This window comes from Enterococcus sp. DIV1315a (assembly GCF_051712325.1).
Classification (GTDB): domain Bacteria; phylum Bacillota; class Bacilli; order Lactobacillales; family Enterococcaceae; genus Enterococcus; species Enterococcus faecalis.
Map to the genome: position 1 here is coordinate 2,118,450 of NZ_JBIOOS010000001.1, position 21,043 is coordinate 2,139,492.

Here is a 21,043-nt window from a genome sequence, read left to right on the forward strand (position 1 = left end):
AATTCGCTATGTTACTATTATGGACTACTTTTATTAGATAACAAAATAGTTTGCTTGTTTCCATGAAAAAAAAGCAATAATTTCTGATAATTTCATTAAAAAAGCTCAGAACAGGAGAAAGAAGTGCACTGTTCTGAGCTTTTATTTAAGAAATTGTTGGTCGTTTTACTCGTTCATGTGCGACATCCGCTGCTTGAATCTCTTTATTATTAAAAGGTGTTAAGCGGAATGCCAATTGGAATTCTTCAAACGTAGTCCGGTATTTTTCTAATTGCCACTGGCCACAAGAGTAGCTACCTAGGGCGTTTTGTTTGTAATCGATATTTAAAACAACATACTCACTTTCTTGTAATTCATTGGTATGCTTAGCAACATCTAGCGCTTGTTCTTCAAAATAAGAAACACTAAAATTATATGAATCAGCCGCTGTTGCTACTACCCCTTGGCCGCGATCATCCGTGAATGCGGACCATTTAGTCGCCATGTGGTTACCATTGGCTTGTGGAACAACATAATTAGTGAACATTTCCGCCACTGTAGCCTCATAAACGCCAAGTAAACCAGCTTCTTGTGAATCTACATAGTTTTCTCTCGGCCCTTTACCGAAATATTTTACTTCTGATAGAGACTTGTCTAAATGGAGAGTCACACCCAAACGTGGTAACATATCTGGCGCATTTTCAATTTTACCAGCAGGACTACCTTTTAAGTCGAAGAAAATTTCGCCATTTGGTGCAATTAAATACTGATAGGTACATTGATAATGCCAAGCACTGTTAGTCGTTCCGTTAATTGTTTTTACGATGACTTGGATAAAATCATCAACTTTTTTCCACTCAAAAGAACGGACAATTTCATGCTCTAAATGTAAGAAATATTTCTTCTTCATTTCATCAATAATTTCCATATCATTACTGATCGGTGCCCGCCAAAATGTAAATCTCGGCCCTTTATGCAATAATTTTTTACCATCTCGTGTCACATTCGTTAAGGCGCCCTTCACTTTATCAAAATTAATTGAAAAGTTTGGTCCTTCAATGTATAAATGAGGGCCAATCTCCTTTGCCATCAGCGAGCCAACTGGTGTGATCTCAATCCCTGGTGTTGCAATTGGCAATTCAAACTGTGCGGTAGCTAATTCATGACCAGCAGATGCATAGGCGGTCGTTTCTTTCAATTGATATGAAAGAGTTAAATAATAGGCGGCTCCTGCCTTTTTAGGAAAATCTAAATGATAAGGTAAGTGCAGTCTTCCTTCTGCTCTAGCAGCAATTGCTGGCACTGCTACTGTCCCTGATTGAATCACTGTTTGATCTTCAGTAATTGTATAAACCAGCTTAAAGATAGCCAAGTTTTCAAAGTCAAACCGACTCAATAATGAGAATTCACCTGACAGAACGTCAATAGCGCTAGTTGTAATGGGTTCAATGACTTTTTTGTATTCATACAAGCTAGGAGATGGCGTACGGTCAGGCATCAACATCCCATCAATACAAAAATCTTTGTTACTTGGATCATCGCCGAAATCGCCGCCATAACGATAATAAACTTCACCGCTATCTGTCACCGATTCAATGCCATGGTCAAACCATTCCCAAATAAAGCCACCTTGTAATTTATCATGAGCATAAAATAGCTCTTGGTATTCTTTTAAATTCCCAGGGCCATTCCCCATCGCATGACAATATTCACATAAAATATGCGGTTTTTTTGAATTTTCAATAATCGTATTCATCAGTAATTCTCTAGTTGGGTGTTCCAACCACGTATACATTGTAGAATAGACATCCGTGACCTCTGCCTCAAAATCACCTTCATAATGAACTAAACGTGTTGGATCCATTTCTTTGGCAATACGGGCCATTTCAATAAAGTTATGACCAAACGCAGATTCATTTCCTAACGACCAAAAGAGAATTGATGGATGGTTTTTATCCCGTTGAATCATCCGTACCATCCGAGAAACATAAGCCGTTTCCCATTCTGGATCGTTGCTAATCCAATCATATTCTCCGGTTAATTCAAAGCCGTGACATTCCAAATCAGTTTCATCAATCACATACATTCCATATTCATCGCATAAATCATAGAAATAAGCAGATGCTGGATAATGGCTGGTTCGAATGGCATTAATATTAAATTGTTTCATTAAACGAATATCTTTTTCAATTTCTTTACGACTAACCACTCGACCATTTTTCGGATTATAATCATGACGATTCATTCCTTTTAGTTTAATGGCCACACCATTGACTAAGAAAGTCTCACCAGATACATGAATATTTCTGAAACCAACTTTTTGCGGAATAACTTCGACGACTTCCCCTTCAGAAAAAACAGTGATAAATAGTTGATACAAGTATGGTTTTTCAGCTGACCAAGCAGTGACAGACGGTAAACTTGCTGAAAATTCAACCGTACCTTGATTTCCTGCGACAGTCTCTTTAAGAACCGTTTTTCCCTGCTGATCCATCAACTCCAATTGAACTTGTTGTCCTTTGTCTTGCCAAAATTTACCCGTAATTGCCAAGTGGCCATTTTGATACGAATCATCTAAATCGGAAATAATAAAGAAATCTTCCAGCCCATTTTCTGGTACACCGAGTAATTCAACATCACGAAAAATACCACTTAACCACCACATATCTTGATCCTCTAAATACGTACCATCTGACCATTGATAGACTCGCACCGTTAAATCATTTGTTTCACCAATTTTAGCGTAAGGCGTAATGTCAAATTCTGCTTCATTTCGTGCACCTTTACTGTAGCCAACTTCATGGCCGTTCACCCAAACATGATAAGCTGAATCTACGCCACAAAAGCGTAAAATGATTTTTTTATCGTGAAATGTTTCATCTATAGCAAATGTCCGTTTGTAAATACCTGTTGGGTTTTCCGTTGGTACATACGGCGGATTAATGGGAAAATTGTACCATAAATCAGAGTAATGCATTTTGCCATATCCTTGGACTTGCCAATTTCCAGGAACAGTGATTTGATCCATTTGGCTTGTATCAAAGTCCGTCGCAAAAAAGTTTTCTGGGCTGTATTCTGGTGCTTCTAAAAAAAGAAAATGCCAGCGTCCGTTTAAATTTTTGTATGCTTGTGTATATTTATTTTCATTTAATAACGCTGTTTCTTTCGAGGGAAAGCTCGAAAAGTGTGCTCGTCCAGGCAACCGATTAATACTATCTACTTTATAATTTTCCCAAGTCTTCATAATCCATTTCTCCTTTACCAACTTCATTTTTTTCTTTTGTTTCATATCGTTTCCAACAAATCCAAGCAAAGCCCATAAAAACAATTAAACCAATGATGTTATACGCCAACATGCCCAGTGGACTAGCGGTTCCTTTCGGTAACGTGCCATTGATTTCTTCCATGATTAATTTTGGATCCGGCACAGTTGACATAAAGAATACAAAGATAAAAATGGCTAATAAGAAAATCCCCGCAATTAAGCCAAAGGTTCGATTACCAAAGCGGAAACTTCTCGGCATTGTTTCTTTTTTCCAACGAAGCCCAATATAGGCGATTAACAAGAATAAGACAGGCACAAGTGACGTAGAAGCTGTCATATTAATTAACGTTTCTAAAAAGCTATCCATATTTCCAATTCCTAATGCTGGAATGGCAACTAAAATCGTCACAATAATTCCTTGAACTAACAAAGCATTGGTTGGATTTCCCTCTTCGTTCGTTTTCACTAGCCACTTACCGAAGACCCCATCAGGAATTTCTGAGAAAAATACTTTAACTGGTGCTGCTGTCCACAGAGCCAAAGAACCAAGACTTCCGACAAATAAGATAATTCCTACTAAGCGCACCATCATTGCTGCGGGAATATGGAAATACGTACCTAAAATTTTAAAGATATCAAAAATACCATTTGAAAAATTTCCTTTTAAGACGTCCGTTGGCACTACCAAACCTACAGCAACGGCACCAAGAATATACATGATACCGACCGCAATCGTTGCACCAATCATCGTGCGGACAAACGTTTTATTGCCGCCTTTAACATCCTTAATATATACACCGATACTTTCACCACCGCCAACAGCTTGTAAAATCCACGCCATCGTCATGAAAAAAGTCCAATTAAAAGTTGGCATAATTGACGTCGTGGTAAACTCTTGTGCTGGTTCATTGCCAAAACCAAACACGACGACAAAGGCTAAAACCACAAAAGCTACGCCCATAAATAAACGTGCACCACCCGCTAAGCTAGTCACTTTCGAAATCCACGAGACCCCTTTAATACAAACCCATGTCATTAACCAAAATAACAGAATAGAAATCACTGCAATTATTTTAGTACTATGGTTTCCTTGAAAAACGTTTTGACCTAAAAAAGCGTATGAACCATAAATCAATGTATTCGGTAGTAATGAACAGAAGAAAAACAAGTTGACAAAGAAATACGACCAAGCACCTAAAAATGCCCATTTAGGTCCTAACACAGATTCCAACCAACTGTGAACACCTGATTCATTTTCAGAATTAGCAGAAGCAAATTCTGCAATCATTAGAATAAATGGTAAAAAGTAAAAAATAGAGCCGAATAAATAGCCTGGAATAGTTGCTAGGCCAATCTGAATACTGTTGTTAACAATGCTGGGAAAGGCAAAAACCGCTGAAAAAGTCATGAGCATCAATGCGACAGAACCTAATCGTTCCCGTGAATGTGTTGCCATTTTACTACATCCTCTCTTTATCAAATTAATTAGTACTCACACATTGTAAAACGCTTACAGTTTTTTAAAAATAAAAAATGTTGCCTATTTCTTGTAAAGATGTTGACTTTTAGAAAGCCTTTACATACTCTTATAAAGAGGTGATAGCATGCAAAATGTTTTTACAAATAATGTCAGCATCCTGATTAATGATCAACCTATTAGCCAAGAATTTCATCTTTATGAAGCTGGCTATGAAAAATGCCGCCCGACAAAACCAACTGAGTTTGCCCCCATTAATTATTGGGTTTTGCATTATTGTAGCGATGGTGAAGGTTATTTTTCAACACCCTTTATGGAAAAACAACACATTACCGCTGGCGATTTGTTTATGATTCCAGCCAATTGTCGCAATATTTATTATCCTAATCGGCAAAATCCTTGGACCTATCATTGGGTCGGTTTTGTTGGAGATCTTTCGTCTCAGTATTTAGAAAAAATAGGCCTGACTACCGAAAATTGTATTTTAAAAGGAACTGTTGATAAGAAATTAGAAAGTTTATTTAAAAATATTTACCAAGAAGCGAAGAAACATAATCATTTTGGCAGTTTAAGTGAAAGCTTTCAATTGTTGAATTATCTAGAGCATCATTCCGTTACACAGCACGAAAACCAAAGCCAACAATTATTTAACCAAATTAAAATGGCTATTCACGAAAATTTTTCAAACAATCTTTCAATTAGTCAATTAGCTTCTGAATATAACATTGATCGTAGCTATTTATTTAAGCTGTTTCAGCGTTATGAACAAACAAATCCTAGTATTTATGTACAAAACTTAAAATTGCAAAAAGCCTGTTCTCTGTTAAGAAAAAGTTCCTTAACCATCACGGAAATCAGTTTTGAAGCAGGTTTTTCTTCACCTTCTTATTTTTCAAAATTTTTCTTCCAGAAAAAAGAGATGACACCTCGACAATATCGTCAACAGTTTTTGACTTAAAATAAATTGTTGCTTATCTGTAGTTAAAGAAAAAAACGATTTATTTAATAATTTTCAAATTTAGGTAGTTCTTATAATTTATCTATTTTATAATTAATTAGGGTTTTATTATAGGTGGGAGTGTGATATATAGACTAATCAAAATCAATAAATAATTTACAAGTTTTAGCAAATAAACAATATTGGAGAGAAAAATGAAACATTTTATTAAAGAAAACAAAGGTTTAGCCATCTACAGCTTTTTAATCGTCTTTGCTACTTATGGTATTAAACTATTTAACAATACTTACGCTATTGATACTATGCACTTAATGACTAACTACAGAGGCTACTTAAAACATTGGGTTTCGATTGGTAGACCAGGATTAGTAGCTTTAAAGCTTTTAACATACAACTATGTAAATGTTTATTTTTTAAATTTGTTAGCTATTATTTTCTTTGCTATCGCCACTATCTTGTTGTGCTATTATGTTGATCTTTCAACTAAGCAGATTTATAACAAAAAGTATTTATATATTATCCCAAGTATTTTTCCAACCAGTCAATTATTTAGCGAACAATTTTACTTCGTCCTACAAAATTTTGAATTTTCATTAGGTATCTGTTTGGTTATACTTTCTCTCATTGCTATTTACCATATTCCCAATAAAATTTTTAAATTATTCGGCTTTTTGTTGCTGACATTTACACTTACTATGTACCAATCATTCTTTGTATTTGCGTGTACCTTAATTTTATTCAAGATTTTAATGACATTGTATTTTGCTCAGTTGAATGACCTTAAAATTTCTTTTAAAGACTATGCCTTCAAAATTGGTCATTTTATTCTACTAGCTATTTCATCTCTCGTTCTATCTCAACTAATGGCGATGTTAGCGAAAAAAGTTTTAAACGTTGAAAGCTCCTATCTAGATAATATGATTCTTTGGGGTAAACGTCCCTTGATAGATTCTATCAATGATATTAAAGATTACGCCAAAGAACTATTTTTCCCTCCAGTCGGAGACACTTTTTTTACACCGCTGTTTTTGATATGTATTCTTTTACTGGTCATTGTATTAATTAATATGTCCTATCTGAAACGCAAAAATGTTTTCTTCATCTTTATTACCTTGTTAGGTATTCTAATCACTCCACTCATGTTTACAATTTTAGGTGGAAAACGTCCGGCAATTAGAGGTGAAGTACCTAACTTCCCTGCTGTTTTAGCGTTATTACTCATCTTTATTATGATTTACTGGGGATACAACTTTGTGCTTAAACATTTATTAGTTGGCATAGTAATTCTCTTTACTTTTATTCAAGTTCGGGAAACAACCAACCTAGAATATTCTGAGTATCTAACAGCGGAAGAAGATTTACGTACTGCGGAAATGATTACAAATAATATTTATTCAATGGAAATTGAGAATCCTGAATCCTATAAACTTTTAATGTATGGAAATCGTTCTCCTCGGAATGTTTCAAATATAAAAGGTGAAACAAACGGTGTCTCATTATTTGAATTCATGCCTAACTCGGTGCATACTAGTTTAAATACTTTACTCTATATGAAAACATTTGGATTAAATTTTAATGATCCTACCCCAGAAGATTTTGAAAAACACAAAGCTTTACAAGCAGAAATGAATGTCTGGCCTAGCAAAGATTCTATCCGAGTGGTAGATGATTGTATTGTTGTTAATTTGTCAAAGTAGACAATTAAATTTTATAGATATTTTACTAACGGTAGTTGTTTTAGCAAAAGACAACTACCGTTTGCTATAAAAAAGAACCCTTGCCACACAAGGGTTCTCGAACATTCAAAAGTTGAATGAATTATTTTACTGTTACTGAAGCGCCAACTTCTTCTAAAGCAGCTTTTAAAGCTTCTGCTTCTTCTTTAGAAACGCCTTCTTTAACTGGTGCAGGAGCGCCATCAACTACAGCTTTAGCTTCTTTCAAGCCTAAGCCAGTTGCTTCACGAACTGCTTTGATAACTTTAACTTTTTGATCGCCAGCTGCTGTTAATTCAACAGTGAATTCAGTTTGTTCTTCTGCTGCTCCACCTGCTGCTGGTCCAGCTACTGCTACAGGAGCTGCTGCTGATACGTCAAATTTTTCTTCGATAGCTTTAACTAATTCGCTTAGTTCTAAGATAGTTGCTGTTTCTAACTCAGCAACGATGTTTTCAATGTTTAATGCCATTTTGAATTTCCTCCATTTAAATTAAAATTGTTTGTTTTTTATTTGTTTGAATTAGACTGCAATTAAGCAACTTCTTCGTTTTTCTCTGCCACTGCTTTGACAGCGTAAGCCACGTTGCGGACTGGCGCTTGTAATACAGATAATAGCATAGATAGTAAACCTTCGCGGTTTGGTAGTTTTGCCAACGCAGTAATTTGTTCCACTGAAGAAACTTTTCCTTCGATGACGCCACCTTTGATTTCTAATGCTTTTGCATCTTTAGCAAATTCGTCGATGATTTTAGCTGGTGCTACTACATCGTCGTTGCTGAATGCGACAGCAGTTGGGCCTGTAAAGACTTCGTCTAAGCCGTCTAAACCAACTTTTTTAGCTGCACGAGAAAGGATTGAGTTTTTGATGACTTTCATTTCTACGCCTGCTTCACGTAATTGTTTACGTAAGTTAGTGACTTCTTCAACTGTTAAACCACGGTAGTCCACGATTACAACTGATGCTGCTGATTCAAATTTCTCAGCGGCTGCTTGAACTAGGGTTTCTTTTTTAGCGATTGCTGCTTCACTCATTTATTTCACCTCCTGATTTTGATGGTGGAGTTGGACTTGGTTTACGATATGTAAAGTAGAAGAATCAAATGAAACTTCGCTCACTTCGTTCGCCAAGTATTGTTTTACATCGGCTTTTTTTCAAAAAGTCGTGTAAAACAACAAAACTCCATGCCACCGTAGACATAGAGGGACCGAATTGTATATAACTCAACAATTGTCCTCGGTAGGAAATTAAGACTTGCGTCACCTACTGTCTTCGGTACAGTTAATTATTAACCTCACTCACTTTACCATAGGGTAAGTGAGTGAGTCAAGAATTTTTTAATTATTTTCTTTCAAATTAGAAAGAAGCTTGGTCAACGTGGATTCCAGGTCCAAATGTTGTTGTTACTGAAATGTTTTTGATGTATTGACCTTTAGCAGTTGATGGTTTAGCTTTCAATAATACGTCGTTAATTGTGTTGAAGTTTTCAACCAATTTTTCGTTATCAAATGAAACTTTACCGATTGGTACGTGGATGTTACCAGCTTTGTCAACGCGGTAAGTTACTTTACCAGCTTTAACTTCTTCAACAGCTTTTGTAACGTCCATTGTTACAGTACCAGTTTTAGGGTTTGGCATTAAACCTTTTGGTCCTAAGACACGGCCTAATTTACCAACTGTAGCCATCATGTCAGGAGTCGCAACAACTACGTCAAAGTCGAACCATCCACCTTGGATTTTTGCAACCATGTCGTCGTCGCCTACGAAATCTGCACCAGCAGCTTCAGCTTCTTTAGCTTTTTCGCCTTTAGCGAATACTAAAACAGTTTGTGTTTTACCAGTTCCGTTTGGAAGCACAACTGCTCCACGGATTTGTTGGTCTGCTTTTTTAGGGTCAACGTTCAATTTGTAAGCAACTTCAACTGTTGCGTCAAATTTCGCGATGTTTGTATCTTTTGCTAAAGCTACTGCTTCTTCAACTGAGTAAGCTTTTGTAGCATCAACTTTTTTCAATGCTTCTTGCATTTTTTTGCTCTTTTTAGCCATTTTGTTTCCTCCTTGATTGTGGTTATAACGGTTGTACCTCCCACGTCTTTCATATCTTTAAATATGAAACGAACTGAGAAGCTACTTCTTTGAGTAAGTGTGGAATAAAAATTATTCTACGATGATACCCATGCTTCGTGCAGTTCCTGCAACCATGCGCATTGCTGCTTCAACGTCAGCGGCGTTTAGGTCTGCCATTTTAAGTTCAGCGATTTCTTTCACTTGATCGCTTGAAACTGTTGCAACTTTAGTTTTGTTTGGTTCACCTGAACCTTTTTCGATTTTTGCAGCTTTTTTCAATAAGACTGCAGCAGGTGGTGTTTTAGTAATGAATGTAAATGAACGATCTTCATATACAGAGATTACTACTGGAATAATCAAGCCTGCTTGGTCAGCTGTACGAGCATTGAATTCTTTAGTGAATCCCATGATGTTGATACCTGCTTGACCTAACGCTGGACCTACTGGTGGAGCTGGTGTTGCTTTCCCCGCAGGAATTTGTAATTTAACGATTTTTTCTACTTTTTTAGCCACGAAAATACCTCCTTAAGTTCTCGTGCGTGGTTAATGGGGTTGAGATTTCCCCTCCCACTCAACGTACATTTAAAACATACCCTATTACTATACAGGATTCCCTTTACTTTTTCAAGATATTTTTATGATTTCAAGACAATTTTTTTATCCGTTATTTTCTTCATGAAATGCGCATCATGCTCAATCACTAGCATTGCAGGCTTCACAGATAAGATTAGCGCTTCTAATTGTTGATGATTAAACACATCCAAGTAATTAAGGGGTTCATCCCAAATATAAAGTTCAGCTGATTGAGACAATGATTTGGCTACTTCGACTTTTTTTCGTTGGCCCATACTCATTTGTTCAATTCGATTAGTGAAGACGGCGCGCTCCATCCCAAGTTTTCGTAAGTTATTTAAAAATTGGGTGTAGTCTAACTGATTTTTCTCTGCAAATTCGGATAAAGTTCCTTGATTGTCTTCATAATCTTGGCGCACATAAGAAATGGTTAATTGGTGAGCCAAAGTGGCTTCGCCTTCTGAATCCCCAGAAAAATTATCCAATAAATACTGAATTAAGCTCGATTTTCCTGAGCCATTTTTTCCTGTTATTCCAACAATTTCTCCCGCGTTTATTGAAAAAGAAATTGGCGCAAATAGCCAATTTTTCTCGTAGCCCAGACGAAGCTCTTCCACCGTCAATAATGTTTTGTGATGCGTTGGCTGATAATCCATTGACAAAGGATCAATATACTCAAGATCTTTTAATAGTTTTTCTTTTTCTGCTAATTGTGTTTCGGCGCGTTGTTGAATATGTTTCGAGCGCTTCATTACGCGCGCTGCCCGGGCACCAATGGCTCCTGTATCAAAAATCGCCCCGCTCCCTTTTTCTTTAGCATTGCCGTACTTATCACCTTCACGGTTCATCGACCATTCCGCTTTTTTACGAGCGGTTTCTTTCAAGCGATTGACTTCTTTTTTGATTTTTTCATTTTCTGCTAGTTCAAAAGCATCTCTTAATTTTTTTTGCTCTTCATAAATAGAAAAATTCCCTTGATACAGCGTCAATTGACTTTTTTCAATCGCCAAAATATGATCAACCACTTCATCAACAAATGCCCGATCGTGGCTGACTAAAATAAACCCGTGTTTCTTTTTCTTCAAATATTCAGCCACTTGTTGTCTGCCAGCTAGATCTAAGTGATTTGTTGGCTCGTCAATTAAAGGGAAGGCATTTTCTTCAATAAAAAGAAGACCTAATAAAACTTTCGTCTTTTCGCCGCCTGATAAAGAAGAAAAGGGCCGCCATAAAACTTCAGGATCAACGTTTAAAAGCGTTAACTCTCGTTCTAATTTCCACTGTTCAAAAGAAGTCACCTCTTGTAAGACATAATAAGTGAGCTGTTGTTCTTCTGCAACTGTTTGTGGAAAATAGACGAAATCGACTTGATGAAGAATCTCTCCTTGGTAATCCAACTGCTTTTGTAACAATCTTAATAAGGTTGTTTTCCCACGGCCATTGCGGCCAATCAATCCTAATTTCCAATTGGTATCCATCGTGATATTTGCCTGATCAAAAAGCAATACTTCTTGATTATCATAGGCAAAAGATAGTTGTTTTAGTTCAATTTTCGACATAAATATACCTCCATAAAGCAAAATTGATGCAGCTTTACGGAAATCAGCGGCATCAATCCAAGGTATACAAAAAGACCCGTGGCTGAATTCTTTAAGCTAATTTCCGAAAATCCGCACACTCCACCCGTTATATTCAGGCAAAGTTATACAGTTTCTCTAAAAAATTAACTTAAATTTTCAACGCACGAATCCCTCTTTTCGTCTTTTATTATCTAGAATTTAGCATCTCTTCACTGATTTGTCAACGAAGGCCCCTTGCTTTCATTCTGATAAAAATTTAAATTATTCGCTAAAACACAAGCGATTGCCTAGTTCCCCGTCATTTTTTGTGTTAGACTTCCAATGAAAACATATTCTAATGAAGAAGGTGCTGAAATGGAAGAGTTACGCTTTAATAGTGTTTTTGATATTATCGGACCCGTTATGATTGGTCCAAGCAGTTCTCATACAGCTGGAGCAGCAAGAATTGGAAAAGTGGTTCGCAGTATTTTTGGACAGCAACCTGATAGCGTTGACATTTATTTATATGAGTCTTTTGCCAAAACTTATCGTGGTCACGGAACAGATATCGCCTTAGTTGGCGGCCTTTTAGGCATGGAACCAGATGATGAGCAACTAGCCAATTCTTTGGAAATTGCCTATGAACAAGGAATGGAAGTTTGTTTTATTCCTAAAAGTGAAAAAGCAGACCACCCTAATTCCGTTAAAATTGTGGTTTCTTCTGGCGACCGAAAACTATCTGTGACAGGAATTTCAATTGGTGGTGGAAACATTCAAATTTCTGAATTAAATGGCTTCAAATTGTCTTTAAGTATGGGCACGCCAACATTTATCGTTGTTCATCAAGATGTTCCTGGCATGATTGCTAAGGTGACCAACATCCTTTCAGCTAGCGATATCAATATTAGTACAATGACCGTTACCCGAGAATCTAAAGGGGAAAAAGCGATTATGATTATTGAAGTTGATCAAGCCGAAGTCGGTGACATTGTCATGCAATTAGCTGAAATCCCTCATATATATAGCGTTAACTATTTTGACTAAATGAACGTAAAGGAGTAATACGATGTTTTATTCAATTGAAGATTTGGTAGCTCAAGCGAAAGATTACCCTTCTGTGAGCGAATTAATGATTGCAACAGAAATGGCTCATGGTGGGTATTCTCGTGAACGAATTATTGAAACAATGGAAAAAAATCTAGCCGTTATGAAACAATCCGTCGCTGAAGGAATCGCTGGTGTTACCTCAGTAACAGGGCTAACTGGTGGCGATGCAACCCGCTTAAATGATTACATACATTCAGGCAACTTTTTAAGCGGTGAGACCATTTTACAAGCCGTGCGAAATGCGATTGCTGTTAATGAGGTTAATGCAAAAATGGGCTTGATTTGTGCTACACCAACCGCAGGCAGTGCCGGAGTAGTTTCTGGCGTCTTGTTGGCAGTTATTAATCGCTTAAAGTTAACGCATCAGCAACAATTGGATTTTCTATTTACAGCTGGGGCTTTTGGCTTAGTGATTGCCAACAATGCCTCAATCAGTGGTGCCGAAGGTGGTTGTCAAGCTGAAGTCGGTTCTGCTAGTGCAATGGCCAGTGCCGCTTTAGTTGCGGCTTCTGGCGGTACGCCTGATCAATCTGCGCAAGCTGTAGCCATTACGATAAAAAATATGATGGGCCTCATTTGTGATCCTGTTGCGGGACTTGTTGAAGTCCCTTGCGTGAAGCGAAATGCATTAGGTTCTTCTCAAGCCTTCATCTCAGCTGACATGGCTTTAGCGGGGATTCGAAGTGTCATTCCACCAGATGAAGTCATACACGCTATGTACCAAGTGGGTCGCCAAATGCCACAAATTTTCAAGGAAACCGCTGAAGGCGGTCTTGCGGTGACACCAACTGCACAACGTTTAAGCAAAGAAATTCTAGAGAAACAAAAATAGAAATAACTATAGCAAGAAGCTTACAGAAAAAAACGTCCATTCGTTTTTTCCGTAAGCTTCTTCTTTAATAACTTGTTCCGCCTAAACCAACCACAGCGACAATTCCATTCATGACATCTTTCATCGTTTCACCCACAAATGAAACGGTTCTACCATCAATACGTTTAATCATTGGTAACATTTCAATACGATCTGCTTGTGCTGTCGTCACACATTGCAATTTTACGGTTGCTGGCGTTCGCAAAGTATATTTGGGTAATTCAGACAACGCAAAGGAAGTTAACACCTGACTTGTAGTTGCTACGATAGCTTCTCGAACTTGTTGCATGGGTCTATTTTTGATTGCATAACGTCCCAGAGATTCTTTGGTGGAAACAAAGGGAACTTCGGGCATCATTTTTTCTTGAAAAAGTTGTTCCTCTAAGCCTGATTCACCGATAATTAAACCAACAGGGACACCTAATTCGCTAGCGTAAGCTGCATTAATTGTCGTTTCATTCATCGCTAAGTCGTTTATTTTTAAATCATAAGCAACACTAGCGCTATACCCATGATCCATATTCCCTTTTTGTTTACCAATACCGGCATGATAACCTAAGAAAAAGACTACATCATAGCTACTATCCAAGCCACTCATCATATAATCCATGCGAGGAAAGCCGCTCACTAAGGAAATTCGTTCATCCATTTCTGCTAAGCGCGCATAAGCTAAATTCAATCCACGGCTATGCGAATCGGCAATAGTAATTTCTGTAATTTGTTCATTTTTAGCACTCTTTTGAATCCCTTCAATCAACCAAGCCACATGTTGGTGATATAATTCTCGGAATAAAACGGTGTCTTCTTTTTCCATATCAAATGTCGCAATACCTGCTAATCCTTCAATATCGCATGACACATAAATCTTCATTTGTTCCACTCCTTTGACAATGGCTGAACCAGCGCTTGAATTTTGTCAGCGTCTAAATTTTTGATTAATTGAATGACTAATTCTTTCGCCGCTTGGTAATCTTGAAAGTCCACATAGCAATGGGGTGTGTGAGCGTAACGGACAGGAATTCCTACAACAATCGTCGGGGCTCCTTGAACTTGTGTAATCGCCATGCCATTGGTTCCACCACCACTTCGAACAGAAACTTGAACAGGAATTTTGTGTATTTTAGCAATCTCTAGTACATACTCTTGAAATTCTGGATTCGTAATCATAGAAACATCAAAATAGCGTAACATCGGTCCTTTTCCCATTGCTGATTGAATCATCTCTGGCGTTTCTGCCGTATCATCAGCCGGGCAGCCTTCGAAAACAATAGCTAAATCAGGATTGACTTGTTTTGCGGCAATAAGTGCTCCTCTTTCGCCAACTTCTTCTTGTGCAGTTACTGTCGCAACTAACTTGAATGGAAGTGTCTCTTCTTTCAACTCCTCCATGACGTCCACTAAGCAAGCACAGCCAATGCGACAATCAAAAGCTTTTCCTAAAAAAAGATCTGTCTGTTCGTTGTAACAGCACGTCACATCTGGAATGACCGGTGCACCAAGATCGATTTTGTAAGTTTCAATTACTTCTTCTTTTGAGGTAGCACCAATGTCGATCGTCAAATCAGCAATGGTTAACGGTCGCTGACGTTCCTCTGGTGTCATAAAATGAGGGGGCCGACTAGTAACTACGCCTGGCAGATAGGTACCTTCCCGGTTACGAATCCGAACTTTTTGTGCAGAAATCGTATTAGGGACCCAGCCACCTAACGGAAGAAAACGCAACAAGCCGTTTTCTTTAATTGCTTGAATCATAAAACCCACTTCGTCACTATGAGCATCAAAAAGCACTACTGGACCTTCACTTAGATTATTTTTCTTCTCAAGATATAAATTTTTAATGGAATCTAGCCGTTGAATAGTAAAATCCGCAGTTGCGTGTTGAAGGATTCTAACGACTTCTGTTTCAAAGCCTGAAACACCATTAGCATTTGAAAGTTCCTGAATTAATTGAACAGCTTGACTTTTTTTCATTTTTTCCCAACCTTTACTTGTCGCCGATAGAGACTGATTTGTAATAGCCTGAACCTAATGGACCATAGACTAAATTTTGGACAGAATCGGCCACTAAGCGTGCTTCTGTTAATTGATAAAGAGGAACTAGGGGGGCTTCTTCCGCAACCAATTGATCCGCTTTTTGTAATGTTTTCCAACGTTCTTCATATTTATTTGCATAAGTTACGTTTGCTTCTTGAAGCAACTGATCAAAGGTCTTATTAGACCATTTACCAAAATTATTGGAATTTTTTGATTGCAGTAAGTTTAAGAAATCGATTGGATCAGCATATACTGGCGTCCAGCCACCAACCACAATGTCGAAATCTCCGCTGCGACTTTTTTCTAAACGATTATTAAAAGGAACTGGTGAAACATTGACTGTTAAATTTTCTAAATTATCTGCTAAAGCTCCTTGAACATACTCACTGATTTTTTTAGCATTTTCTGTATCCGAACTTAAAATCGTTAGCTCCGCTTTTTCAATTCCTAATTCTTTTTTAGCCGTTTGCCATAACTCTTTCGCTTTTTCTGGTTCACTAGGATTTAAATCTCCTAATTCCTCTGCAAAATCTTTTTGCGTTTCTTGATTAGTGAAACCTGTTGGCACGAAGCCAAGTGCTTTTTTTGAGCCATCATTTAAAACATTTTTAGCTAAACGCTCAGAATTCAATGATAATGCTATTGCTCGACGTGCATTCTTATTTGCCAAAAGATCTTTTTGCGTATTTAATTGGATATAATACGTTCCAGGAATTTCACGAATTTTCAAAGCTGCATTGCCTTGTTCTTGTGCAACAATTTCTCCAGAAATTTTTACAACATCTAATTCTTTCCCTTCGAAAAGATTTTTCCCAGTATTGACTTCTTTAACTACTTGGACATCCACCTTATCTAGCGAAACATTCGCTTGATCCCAATAATTTTTATTCTTCACATAGGACCAAGTATTATTCGTGCCATCCCAACCTTCTAATGTGAAGGCGCCATTGTAAAGTGTTGACTCAGCTGATGTACCATAGTTTTTGCCCGTTTTTTCGACAAATGCTTCATTTAAAGGATAAAAAGCTGGTACCGCCAATAATTGTTGAAAATAACTCATAGGATAGCTTAGCTCTACTTCCAAGGTATGGTCATCAATGGCTGTTACCCCTAACTCTTCTTTAGATTTGCTACCGTCAACAATAGCACGATAATTTTTTAACCCTTCAAAGTAATACGCTTGCGGGGAAGCTGTTTTTGGGTCCACTGTGCGCTTCCAAGAGTATTCAAAATCATTTGCTGTGATTGGCTCGCCGTTACTCCATTTTGCATCTTTTCGAATCGTAAAAGTATAGCTTAAACCATCATTGGAGGGCTGTACTTTTTCAGTTGCCAATGCTGGTTTCGCTTCTCCTTTTTCGTCAAAGGAGAAAAGTCCCTCCCCTACTTGGCTCATTACATCTGCTGCGGTATTATCCATTGCCAACGACACGTCTGCCGTTGATAATTCCGAATCAATCCCGACCCGTAATACCTGTTGTTCTTGCTTTTTGGTTTCTTTCCCAACACTTCCACAGCCCGAGAGAAGTAGAACCATGATTGCTGCCAAAGACAGCCTTTGCTTTGTTGCCCTTTTCATAAAAACACCTCATTTTTTTATTTTTTGATACCTTTTTCCCACAAAATTATTTATAATCTGATAAAGGAGGTTTGCTCATGAACTTAGATTACTTAAAAGAAACGTATCATTTAACGAAAACAGAAAGTCAGATTTTGTATTATTTGGATCAACAAAGTACGAATGCGGCCGATTTGAGTATTCGGGAAGTTGCAAAACACTGCTTTTCTTCGCCTAGTTCCATCATTCGTTTAGCCAAAAAATTAAATTTATCAGGTTATAATGAACTTATTTACAAATTAAAAGAAGCCCATTTTTCTCAGCCAATCCCTTTTGAAACAGCACCTTCATTTGAAACAACCAACGAGTTTTGTCGACTGCTTGCCAAACACAAGAGTCATTTATTTGTTATTTTAGGTCATGACTTTTCACGACATTTGGCGGCTTACATTAGTGAAGTTTTCAATTTTCATGGCATCCCCAGCATCACAACAGCCTATACTCATTCGATAAATAGTCAAAATAATCAGAATTTTCTTTTTATCATCCTTTCACATTCTGGTGAAGAAAAATACTTAAAAGAAACAGCTCTGCTTGCGAAAGAGAAAAAACATCCTATCATTTCTTTTGTTGGCGCCAAAAATTCAACTCTTGGTCGACTGGCAGATCTCGTTTTTTCAACTGACTCTTACAGCCCGTTTTCAACAAGTGTCGCTCAGCCACAAATGTTTTTTGGCCAAACATTAATCACCTTTGAAGCCTTGATTTGTGCTTATTTAAATCATGAGGATTCCATTCCAATATCTCATAAAAATAAATAATTTTATTTATTATAGCTGAAAAAAGCTATTTCGCTAGCCAAAGTATAGAAAAAGGCACATGTTCCATTTTTTATGGAACATGTGCCTTTTTGCTATTTTTTACTCGGCCATAGAAATTCGATTAGCAATTGATCTACTTCAGGATTTTCATGTAATTGACTATGTTGTGCATTTTCTCCTTTAATAATCTGGCTAGTGACTTGAGTTCCTCGCTGTCTTAGCAAGGCGTTGACTGCTAAGGCACTAGATAACGGCACCGTTCCATCACTTAAATCTGTTGGACTTAATTGACCACCAATTAATAAAATGGGCAGTTTTTCTGGAACAACATTAATCATCTCTTGATAATCCAAATAGCGGCTACTTTTTTCTGTGGGGCCGTTTTCTAGTTCCGTTTCGATGGTTTTCTGTTGACTCGTATCAATAAAATCATTGAAAGGTGCTCCAATGCTGACGAATTTTTCAATTTTAGGTAACGATGTATCTTGCCCATAGGTTCCTAAATAACGTAAACCACTAACACCACCCATAGAGTGCCCGACAATATTGGCTTTGTTCACTTGATAATTTTTTTGTAAATAGAGTAATGTGTTTTTTATCCATTCTGTTTGATTCCATTCATTGTTTTTATTATCTTCAAATAGAACTTGAACACTGGGATTCGTCGCTTTGCCACTTAAAGCTCCTCGCTCTTTAACCACGGTCCCATCAGGTTTAACGAGTAGCACTAATTCTTGAGTTGTGGCACCTTGTTTCTCCAAGCGATGCAGTAACGAGCCAAACGAATTTTTAGTTCCTGCGTAACCATGAAAAAAAAGCGTTGGTGTTGTTGTGCGGTTTAACTCAACAGTTGCTTCTTTTGTGGCGGCTTGGTTGTCATCCTTCGTAGTTGCCCCAATTTGGCAAGCACTTAATAATAGAACAAGACCCATTAGCAAAGAAAAATAACGATATTTTTGGGCATGTTTCATTTTTTTCATTCCTTTCTGCGATGAACTAAAAAAGGGCTTGGAAAAGAAGTCAGTTGACTGCTTTTCCAGACCCTACAATCTGTATCAATCAGCTGAACAATAGTTTGTCAGCTTGTTTATTAATCAATGTTATCGACTTGTTCAAAGTCTAATTCTGTACTTGTTTCACGACCAAACATATCGATGTTTACTTTTAATTTTTGTTTTTCTTCATCGATTTCTGTCACAACACCTTCAAGACCAGAAAAGGCACCTTCGATAATTTTCACTGTATCGCCTAGCGCTACTTCTAAGTCTGATTGACGGGTGCTCATGCCAATTGAACGTAAAATGTGGTTAATTTCTTCTTGTAATAAAGGAGCGGGTTTACTACCAGCACCATGTGAGCCTACAAAACCAGTTACGCCTGGCGTGTTACGAACAATATACCAAGAATCATCGGTCATAATCATTTCCACTAACACATAACCAGGGAAAGTTTTATGAACGATTTCTTTTTCTTTACCATTTTTGACTTCTTTTTCTGTTTCTTCTGGTACAACGACACGAAAAATATAATCGCCCATCCCCATGCTTTGTGCACGTGATTCAATGTTTGCTTTTACTTTATTTTCATAGCCTGAATAGGTGTGCAATACGTACCAATTTCTTTCAAAAGTTTCCATTACTGATTCGGCTCCTTTAAATGTTTTAGTTTATTTTTTTCGAGCAAATAAAAAAAGCTCAGTTTCCCGAAGCTTTTTCTCGAATACTATTATAGCACCCCTCGTCGGGAAATACTAGAATTAATTATTTTAAAATCCAGCCAAATGCCGTTTGGATAACAGTATCCATGATAAAGAACAATGCTGCAAATAAAATAGATGTTTCAATTACAACTAATGTATCTTTACGCAATTGTTTTTTTGTTGGCCAAGTTACTTGCTTCATCTCATCAGCAACGCTGCGGAAAAATTTCATGTTGATACCCTCCTCTAAATCTATTTCGTTTCTTTATGTAACGTGTATTGATTACAATATTTACAGAATTTATTGATTTCTAAGCGTTCGCCACGTTTACCTTCACTAACGGATTTAGAATAGTTGCGAGAGCCACAAACGGAACAAGCAAGAGCTGCTTTCTTTGTTGCCATGTTCTTCGACCTCCTCTATTCACAAATTTACTTCTTAACAGTACCATTATTCGAAAAAGTTGTCAAAGTTTAATTTACTTTTTAAAGAAGCGCTGTGCCGATTCTTACGTAATTTTTTACCCTTATCGCGAATACGTGCTTGATTTCTTTTATAAAATATCTGATTTTTCTTTATTTTCTATTTATTTTAACAAAATTGCTTTTATTCTGAGGTCTCAGCTATTGTTTTCTGCTAAGTTATGATATGATAAATTTATTAAAAATGAACCCTTAGGAGGCCTGTTTATGTTATTAAAATCTGTAGTTATTAAAAAAGATAATTTAACAACCGTCAATGAATCTTGTACTCTAGAAGAAGCTCTTTCTATTTTAGAAGACTCAGGTTACCGTTGTGTCCCAATTTTAGACGAATCTGGAAAAATTTTCCGAGGAAATATTTATAAAATGCATATTTACCGCCATAAAGCAAACGGTGGCGATATGAGTTTACCTGTTACCTATTTGTTAAAAAATGCCACAAAATTTATTTATGTCAACACTTCATTTTTCAAGGTATTTTTTACTATTAAAGAACTGCCTTACATTGCTGTTTTAGATGAAAATAATTATTTTTACGGCATTTTAACACACAGCACCTTATTAAATATTTTAGCGCAATCTTGGAATGTAAAACAAGGGAGCTACGTTTTAACAATTGCTTCAGTTGGTCAACAAGGCGACTTAGCAGCCATTTCAAAAATCATTGCCAAATATAGCAGCATCGCCAGCTGTATTACATTGGATGTCGATAGTGAAGAATTTGTTCGTCGCACACTTATTACTTTACCAGCCGGCACAACTGCCGAAACGTGTACAGCCATTGTAGAACATTTAGAGCGGAAAAACTTTAAAGTTGTAGAATTGGAAAATTTAGAAGACGAGTAAAATTTACGACCTTTAGCTTAGGATTTAAAG

Annotated in this window: 20 protein-coding genes and 1 other annotated feature; of the genes, 6 read left to right on the plus strand and 14 right to left on the minus strand. The window is 37.1% G+C overall.

Going from position 1 to position 21,043, the window contains the following annotated elements:
* Positions 1–145: 145 nt before the first annotated feature.
* Complete coding sequence (gene ebgA / locus IGJ03_RS10025; protein ID WP_016616069.1) at positions 146–3,268, minus strand: beta-galactosidase subunit alpha; 3,123 nt, start codon at positions 3,266–3,268, stop codon at positions 146–148.
* Entirely contained in the window at positions 3,201–4,700 is a 1,500-nt protein-coding gene (locus IGJ03_RS10030; protein WP_002359464.1) for an amino acid permease, read from the minus strand. Before IGJ03_RS10030 ends, ebgA begins: the two co-directional genes overlap by 68 nt.
* A 148-nt stretch (positions 4,701–4,848) precedes the next feature.
* Between IGJ03_RS10030 and IGJ03_RS10035 the strand changes: the two genes are divergently transcribed.
* Together IGJ03_RS10035 and IGJ03_RS10040 are read left to right on the plus strand one after the other, a co-directional pair.
* A complete protein-coding gene (locus tag IGJ03_RS10035; RefSeq protein WP_002356429.1) occupies positions 4,849–5,679 on the plus strand; it encodes an AraC family transcriptional regulator in 831 nt (276 codons plus the stop codon).
* A gap of 194 nt (positions 5,680–5,873) precedes the next feature.
* The gene (locus IGJ03_RS10040; RefSeq protein ID WP_010777886.1) at positions 5,874–7,376 is read left to right on the plus strand and encodes a glucosyltransferase domain-containing protein; all 1,503 of its coding nucleotides are present in this window, start codon (positions 5,874–5,876) and stop codon (positions 7,374–7,376) included.
* Between the two features lie 121 nt (positions 7,377–7,497).
* Here the strand turns inward: IGJ03_RS10040 and rplL are convergent, their stop codons facing one another.
* The 5 genes from rplL to lsa(A) form a co-directional block, all read right to left on the minus strand.
* Entirely contained in the window at positions 7,498–7,866 is a 369-nt protein-coding gene (gene rplL / locus IGJ03_RS10045; protein WP_002382519.1) for a 50S ribosomal protein L7/L12, read from the minus strand.
* Between the two features lie 62 nt (positions 7,867–7,928).
* Positions 7,929–8,429: a 50S ribosomal protein L10 gene (rplJ, locus tag IGJ03_RS10050; RefSeq protein ID WP_010821795.1), complete on the minus strand. Its 501-nt coding sequence runs from the start codon at positions 8,427–8,429 to the stop codon at positions 7,929–7,931.
* Positions 8,430–8,559: 130 nt separating this feature from the next.
* Positions 8,560–8,689 (minus strand) — a sequence feature (ribosomal protein L10 leader region).
* 62 nt (positions 8,690–8,751) lie between these two features.
* A complete protein-coding gene (gene rplA / locus IGJ03_RS10055) occupies positions 8,752–9,441 on the minus strand; it encodes a 50S ribosomal protein L1 (protein ID WP_002356425.1) in 690 nt (229 codons plus the stop codon).
* 111 nt (positions 9,442–9,552) lie between these two features.
* Positions 9,553–9,975, minus strand: a complete 423-nt coding sequence (gene rplK / locus IGJ03_RS10060) for a 50S ribosomal protein L11 (protein WP_002356424.1) — start codon at positions 9,973–9,975, stop codon at positions 9,553–9,555.
* A gap of 122 nt (positions 9,976–10,097) precedes the next feature.
* Positions 10,098–11,594, minus strand: a complete 1,497-nt coding sequence (lsa(A), locus tag IGJ03_RS10065; protein ID WP_048949453.1) for an ABC-F type ribosomal protection protein Lsa(A) — start codon at positions 11,592–11,594, stop codon at positions 10,098–10,100.
* 375 nt (positions 11,595–11,969) lie between these two features.
* Between lsa(A) and sdaAB the strand changes: the two genes are divergently transcribed.
* The gene (gene sdaAB / locus IGJ03_RS10070) at positions 11,970–12,638 is read left to right on the plus strand and encodes an L-serine ammonia-lyase, iron-sulfur-dependent subunit beta (protein WP_002414070.1); all 669 of its coding nucleotides are present in this window, start codon (positions 11,970–11,972) and stop codon (positions 12,636–12,638) included.
* Between the two features lie 22 nt (positions 12,639–12,660).
* On the plus strand, positions 12,661–13,533 hold the full coding sequence (gene sdaAA, locus IGJ03_RS10075) for an L-serine ammonia-lyase, iron-sulfur-dependent, subunit alpha (protein ID WP_048949452.1): 873 nt from the start codon (positions 12,661–12,663) through the stop codon (positions 13,531–13,533).
* Between the two features lie 64 nt (positions 13,534–13,597).
* Here the strand turns inward: sdaAA and IGJ03_RS10080 are convergent, their stop codons facing one another.
* Genes IGJ03_RS10080 through IGJ03_RS10090 form a run of 3 tightly spaced genes read right to left on the minus strand, consistent with a single transcriptional unit; the run spans position 13,598 to position 17,185 of the window.
* Positions 13,598–14,443, minus strand: coding sequence for a M55 family metallopeptidase (locus tag IGJ03_RS10080; protein ID WP_010823125.1), 846 nt, complete (start codon positions 14,441–14,443; stop codon positions 13,598–13,600).
* Positions 14,440–15,543, minus strand: coding sequence for a M42 family metallopeptidase (locus IGJ03_RS10085; protein ID WP_429861497.1), 1,104 nt, complete (start codon positions 15,541–15,543; stop codon positions 14,440–14,442). The genes IGJ03_RS10080 and IGJ03_RS10085 overlap by 4 nt, the downstream gene beginning before the upstream one ends.
* 13 nt (positions 15,544–15,556) lie before the next feature.
* Positions 15,557–17,185 carry a peptide ABC transporter substrate-binding protein gene (locus tag IGJ03_RS10090; RefSeq protein WP_002387190.1) on the minus strand — a complete coding sequence of 543 codons (1,629 nt, stop codon included), beginning with the start codon at positions 17,183–17,185 and terminating at the stop codon, positions 15,557–15,559.
* 77 nt (positions 17,186–17,262) lie between these two features.
* Here IGJ03_RS10090 and IGJ03_RS10095 point away from each other — a divergent pair, with 77 nt between their 5' ends.
* Positions 17,263–17,985, plus strand: coding sequence for a MurR/RpiR family transcriptional regulator (locus IGJ03_RS10095; protein WP_002387191.1), 723 nt, complete (start codon positions 17,263–17,265; stop codon positions 17,983–17,985).
* A gap of 92 nt (positions 17,986–18,077) precedes the next feature.
* Here IGJ03_RS10095 and IGJ03_RS10100 read toward each other — a convergent pair whose 3' ends face one another.
* The 4 genes from IGJ03_RS10100 to rpmG form a co-directional block, all read right to left on the minus strand.
* On the minus strand, positions 18,078–18,965 hold the full coding sequence (locus tag IGJ03_RS10100) for an alpha/beta hydrolase (RefSeq protein WP_429861496.1): 888 nt from the start codon (positions 18,963–18,965) through the stop codon (positions 18,078–18,080).
* Positions 18,966–19,075: 110 nt separating this feature from the next.
* On the minus strand, positions 19,076–19,621 hold the full coding sequence (gene nusG / locus IGJ03_RS10105; protein WP_002384070.1) for a transcription termination/antitermination protein NusG: 546 nt from the start codon (positions 19,619–19,621) through the stop codon (positions 19,076–19,078).
* A gap of 124 nt (positions 19,622–19,745) precedes the next feature.
* Positions 19,746–19,916 carry a preprotein translocase subunit SecE gene (gene secE / locus IGJ03_RS10110; RefSeq protein ID WP_002356409.1) on the minus strand — a complete coding sequence of 57 codons (171 nt, stop codon included), beginning with the start codon at positions 19,914–19,916 and terminating at the stop codon, positions 19,746–19,748.
* 20 nt (positions 19,917–19,936) lie between these two features.
* Positions 19,937–20,089, minus strand: coding sequence for a 50S ribosomal protein L33 (rpmG, locus tag IGJ03_RS10115; protein ID WP_002356408.1), 153 nt, complete (start codon positions 20,087–20,089; stop codon positions 19,937–19,939).
* Between the two features lie 285 nt (positions 20,090–20,374).
* On the opposite strand from rpmG, the gene cbpA reads away from it, so the two are divergent.
* Positions 20,375–21,013: a cyclic di-AMP binding protein CbpA gene (gene cbpA / locus IGJ03_RS10120; protein ID WP_002365057.1), complete on the plus strand. Its 639-nt coding sequence runs from the start codon at positions 20,375–20,377 to the stop codon at positions 21,011–21,013.
* Positions 21,014–21,043: the final 30 nt, after the last annotated feature.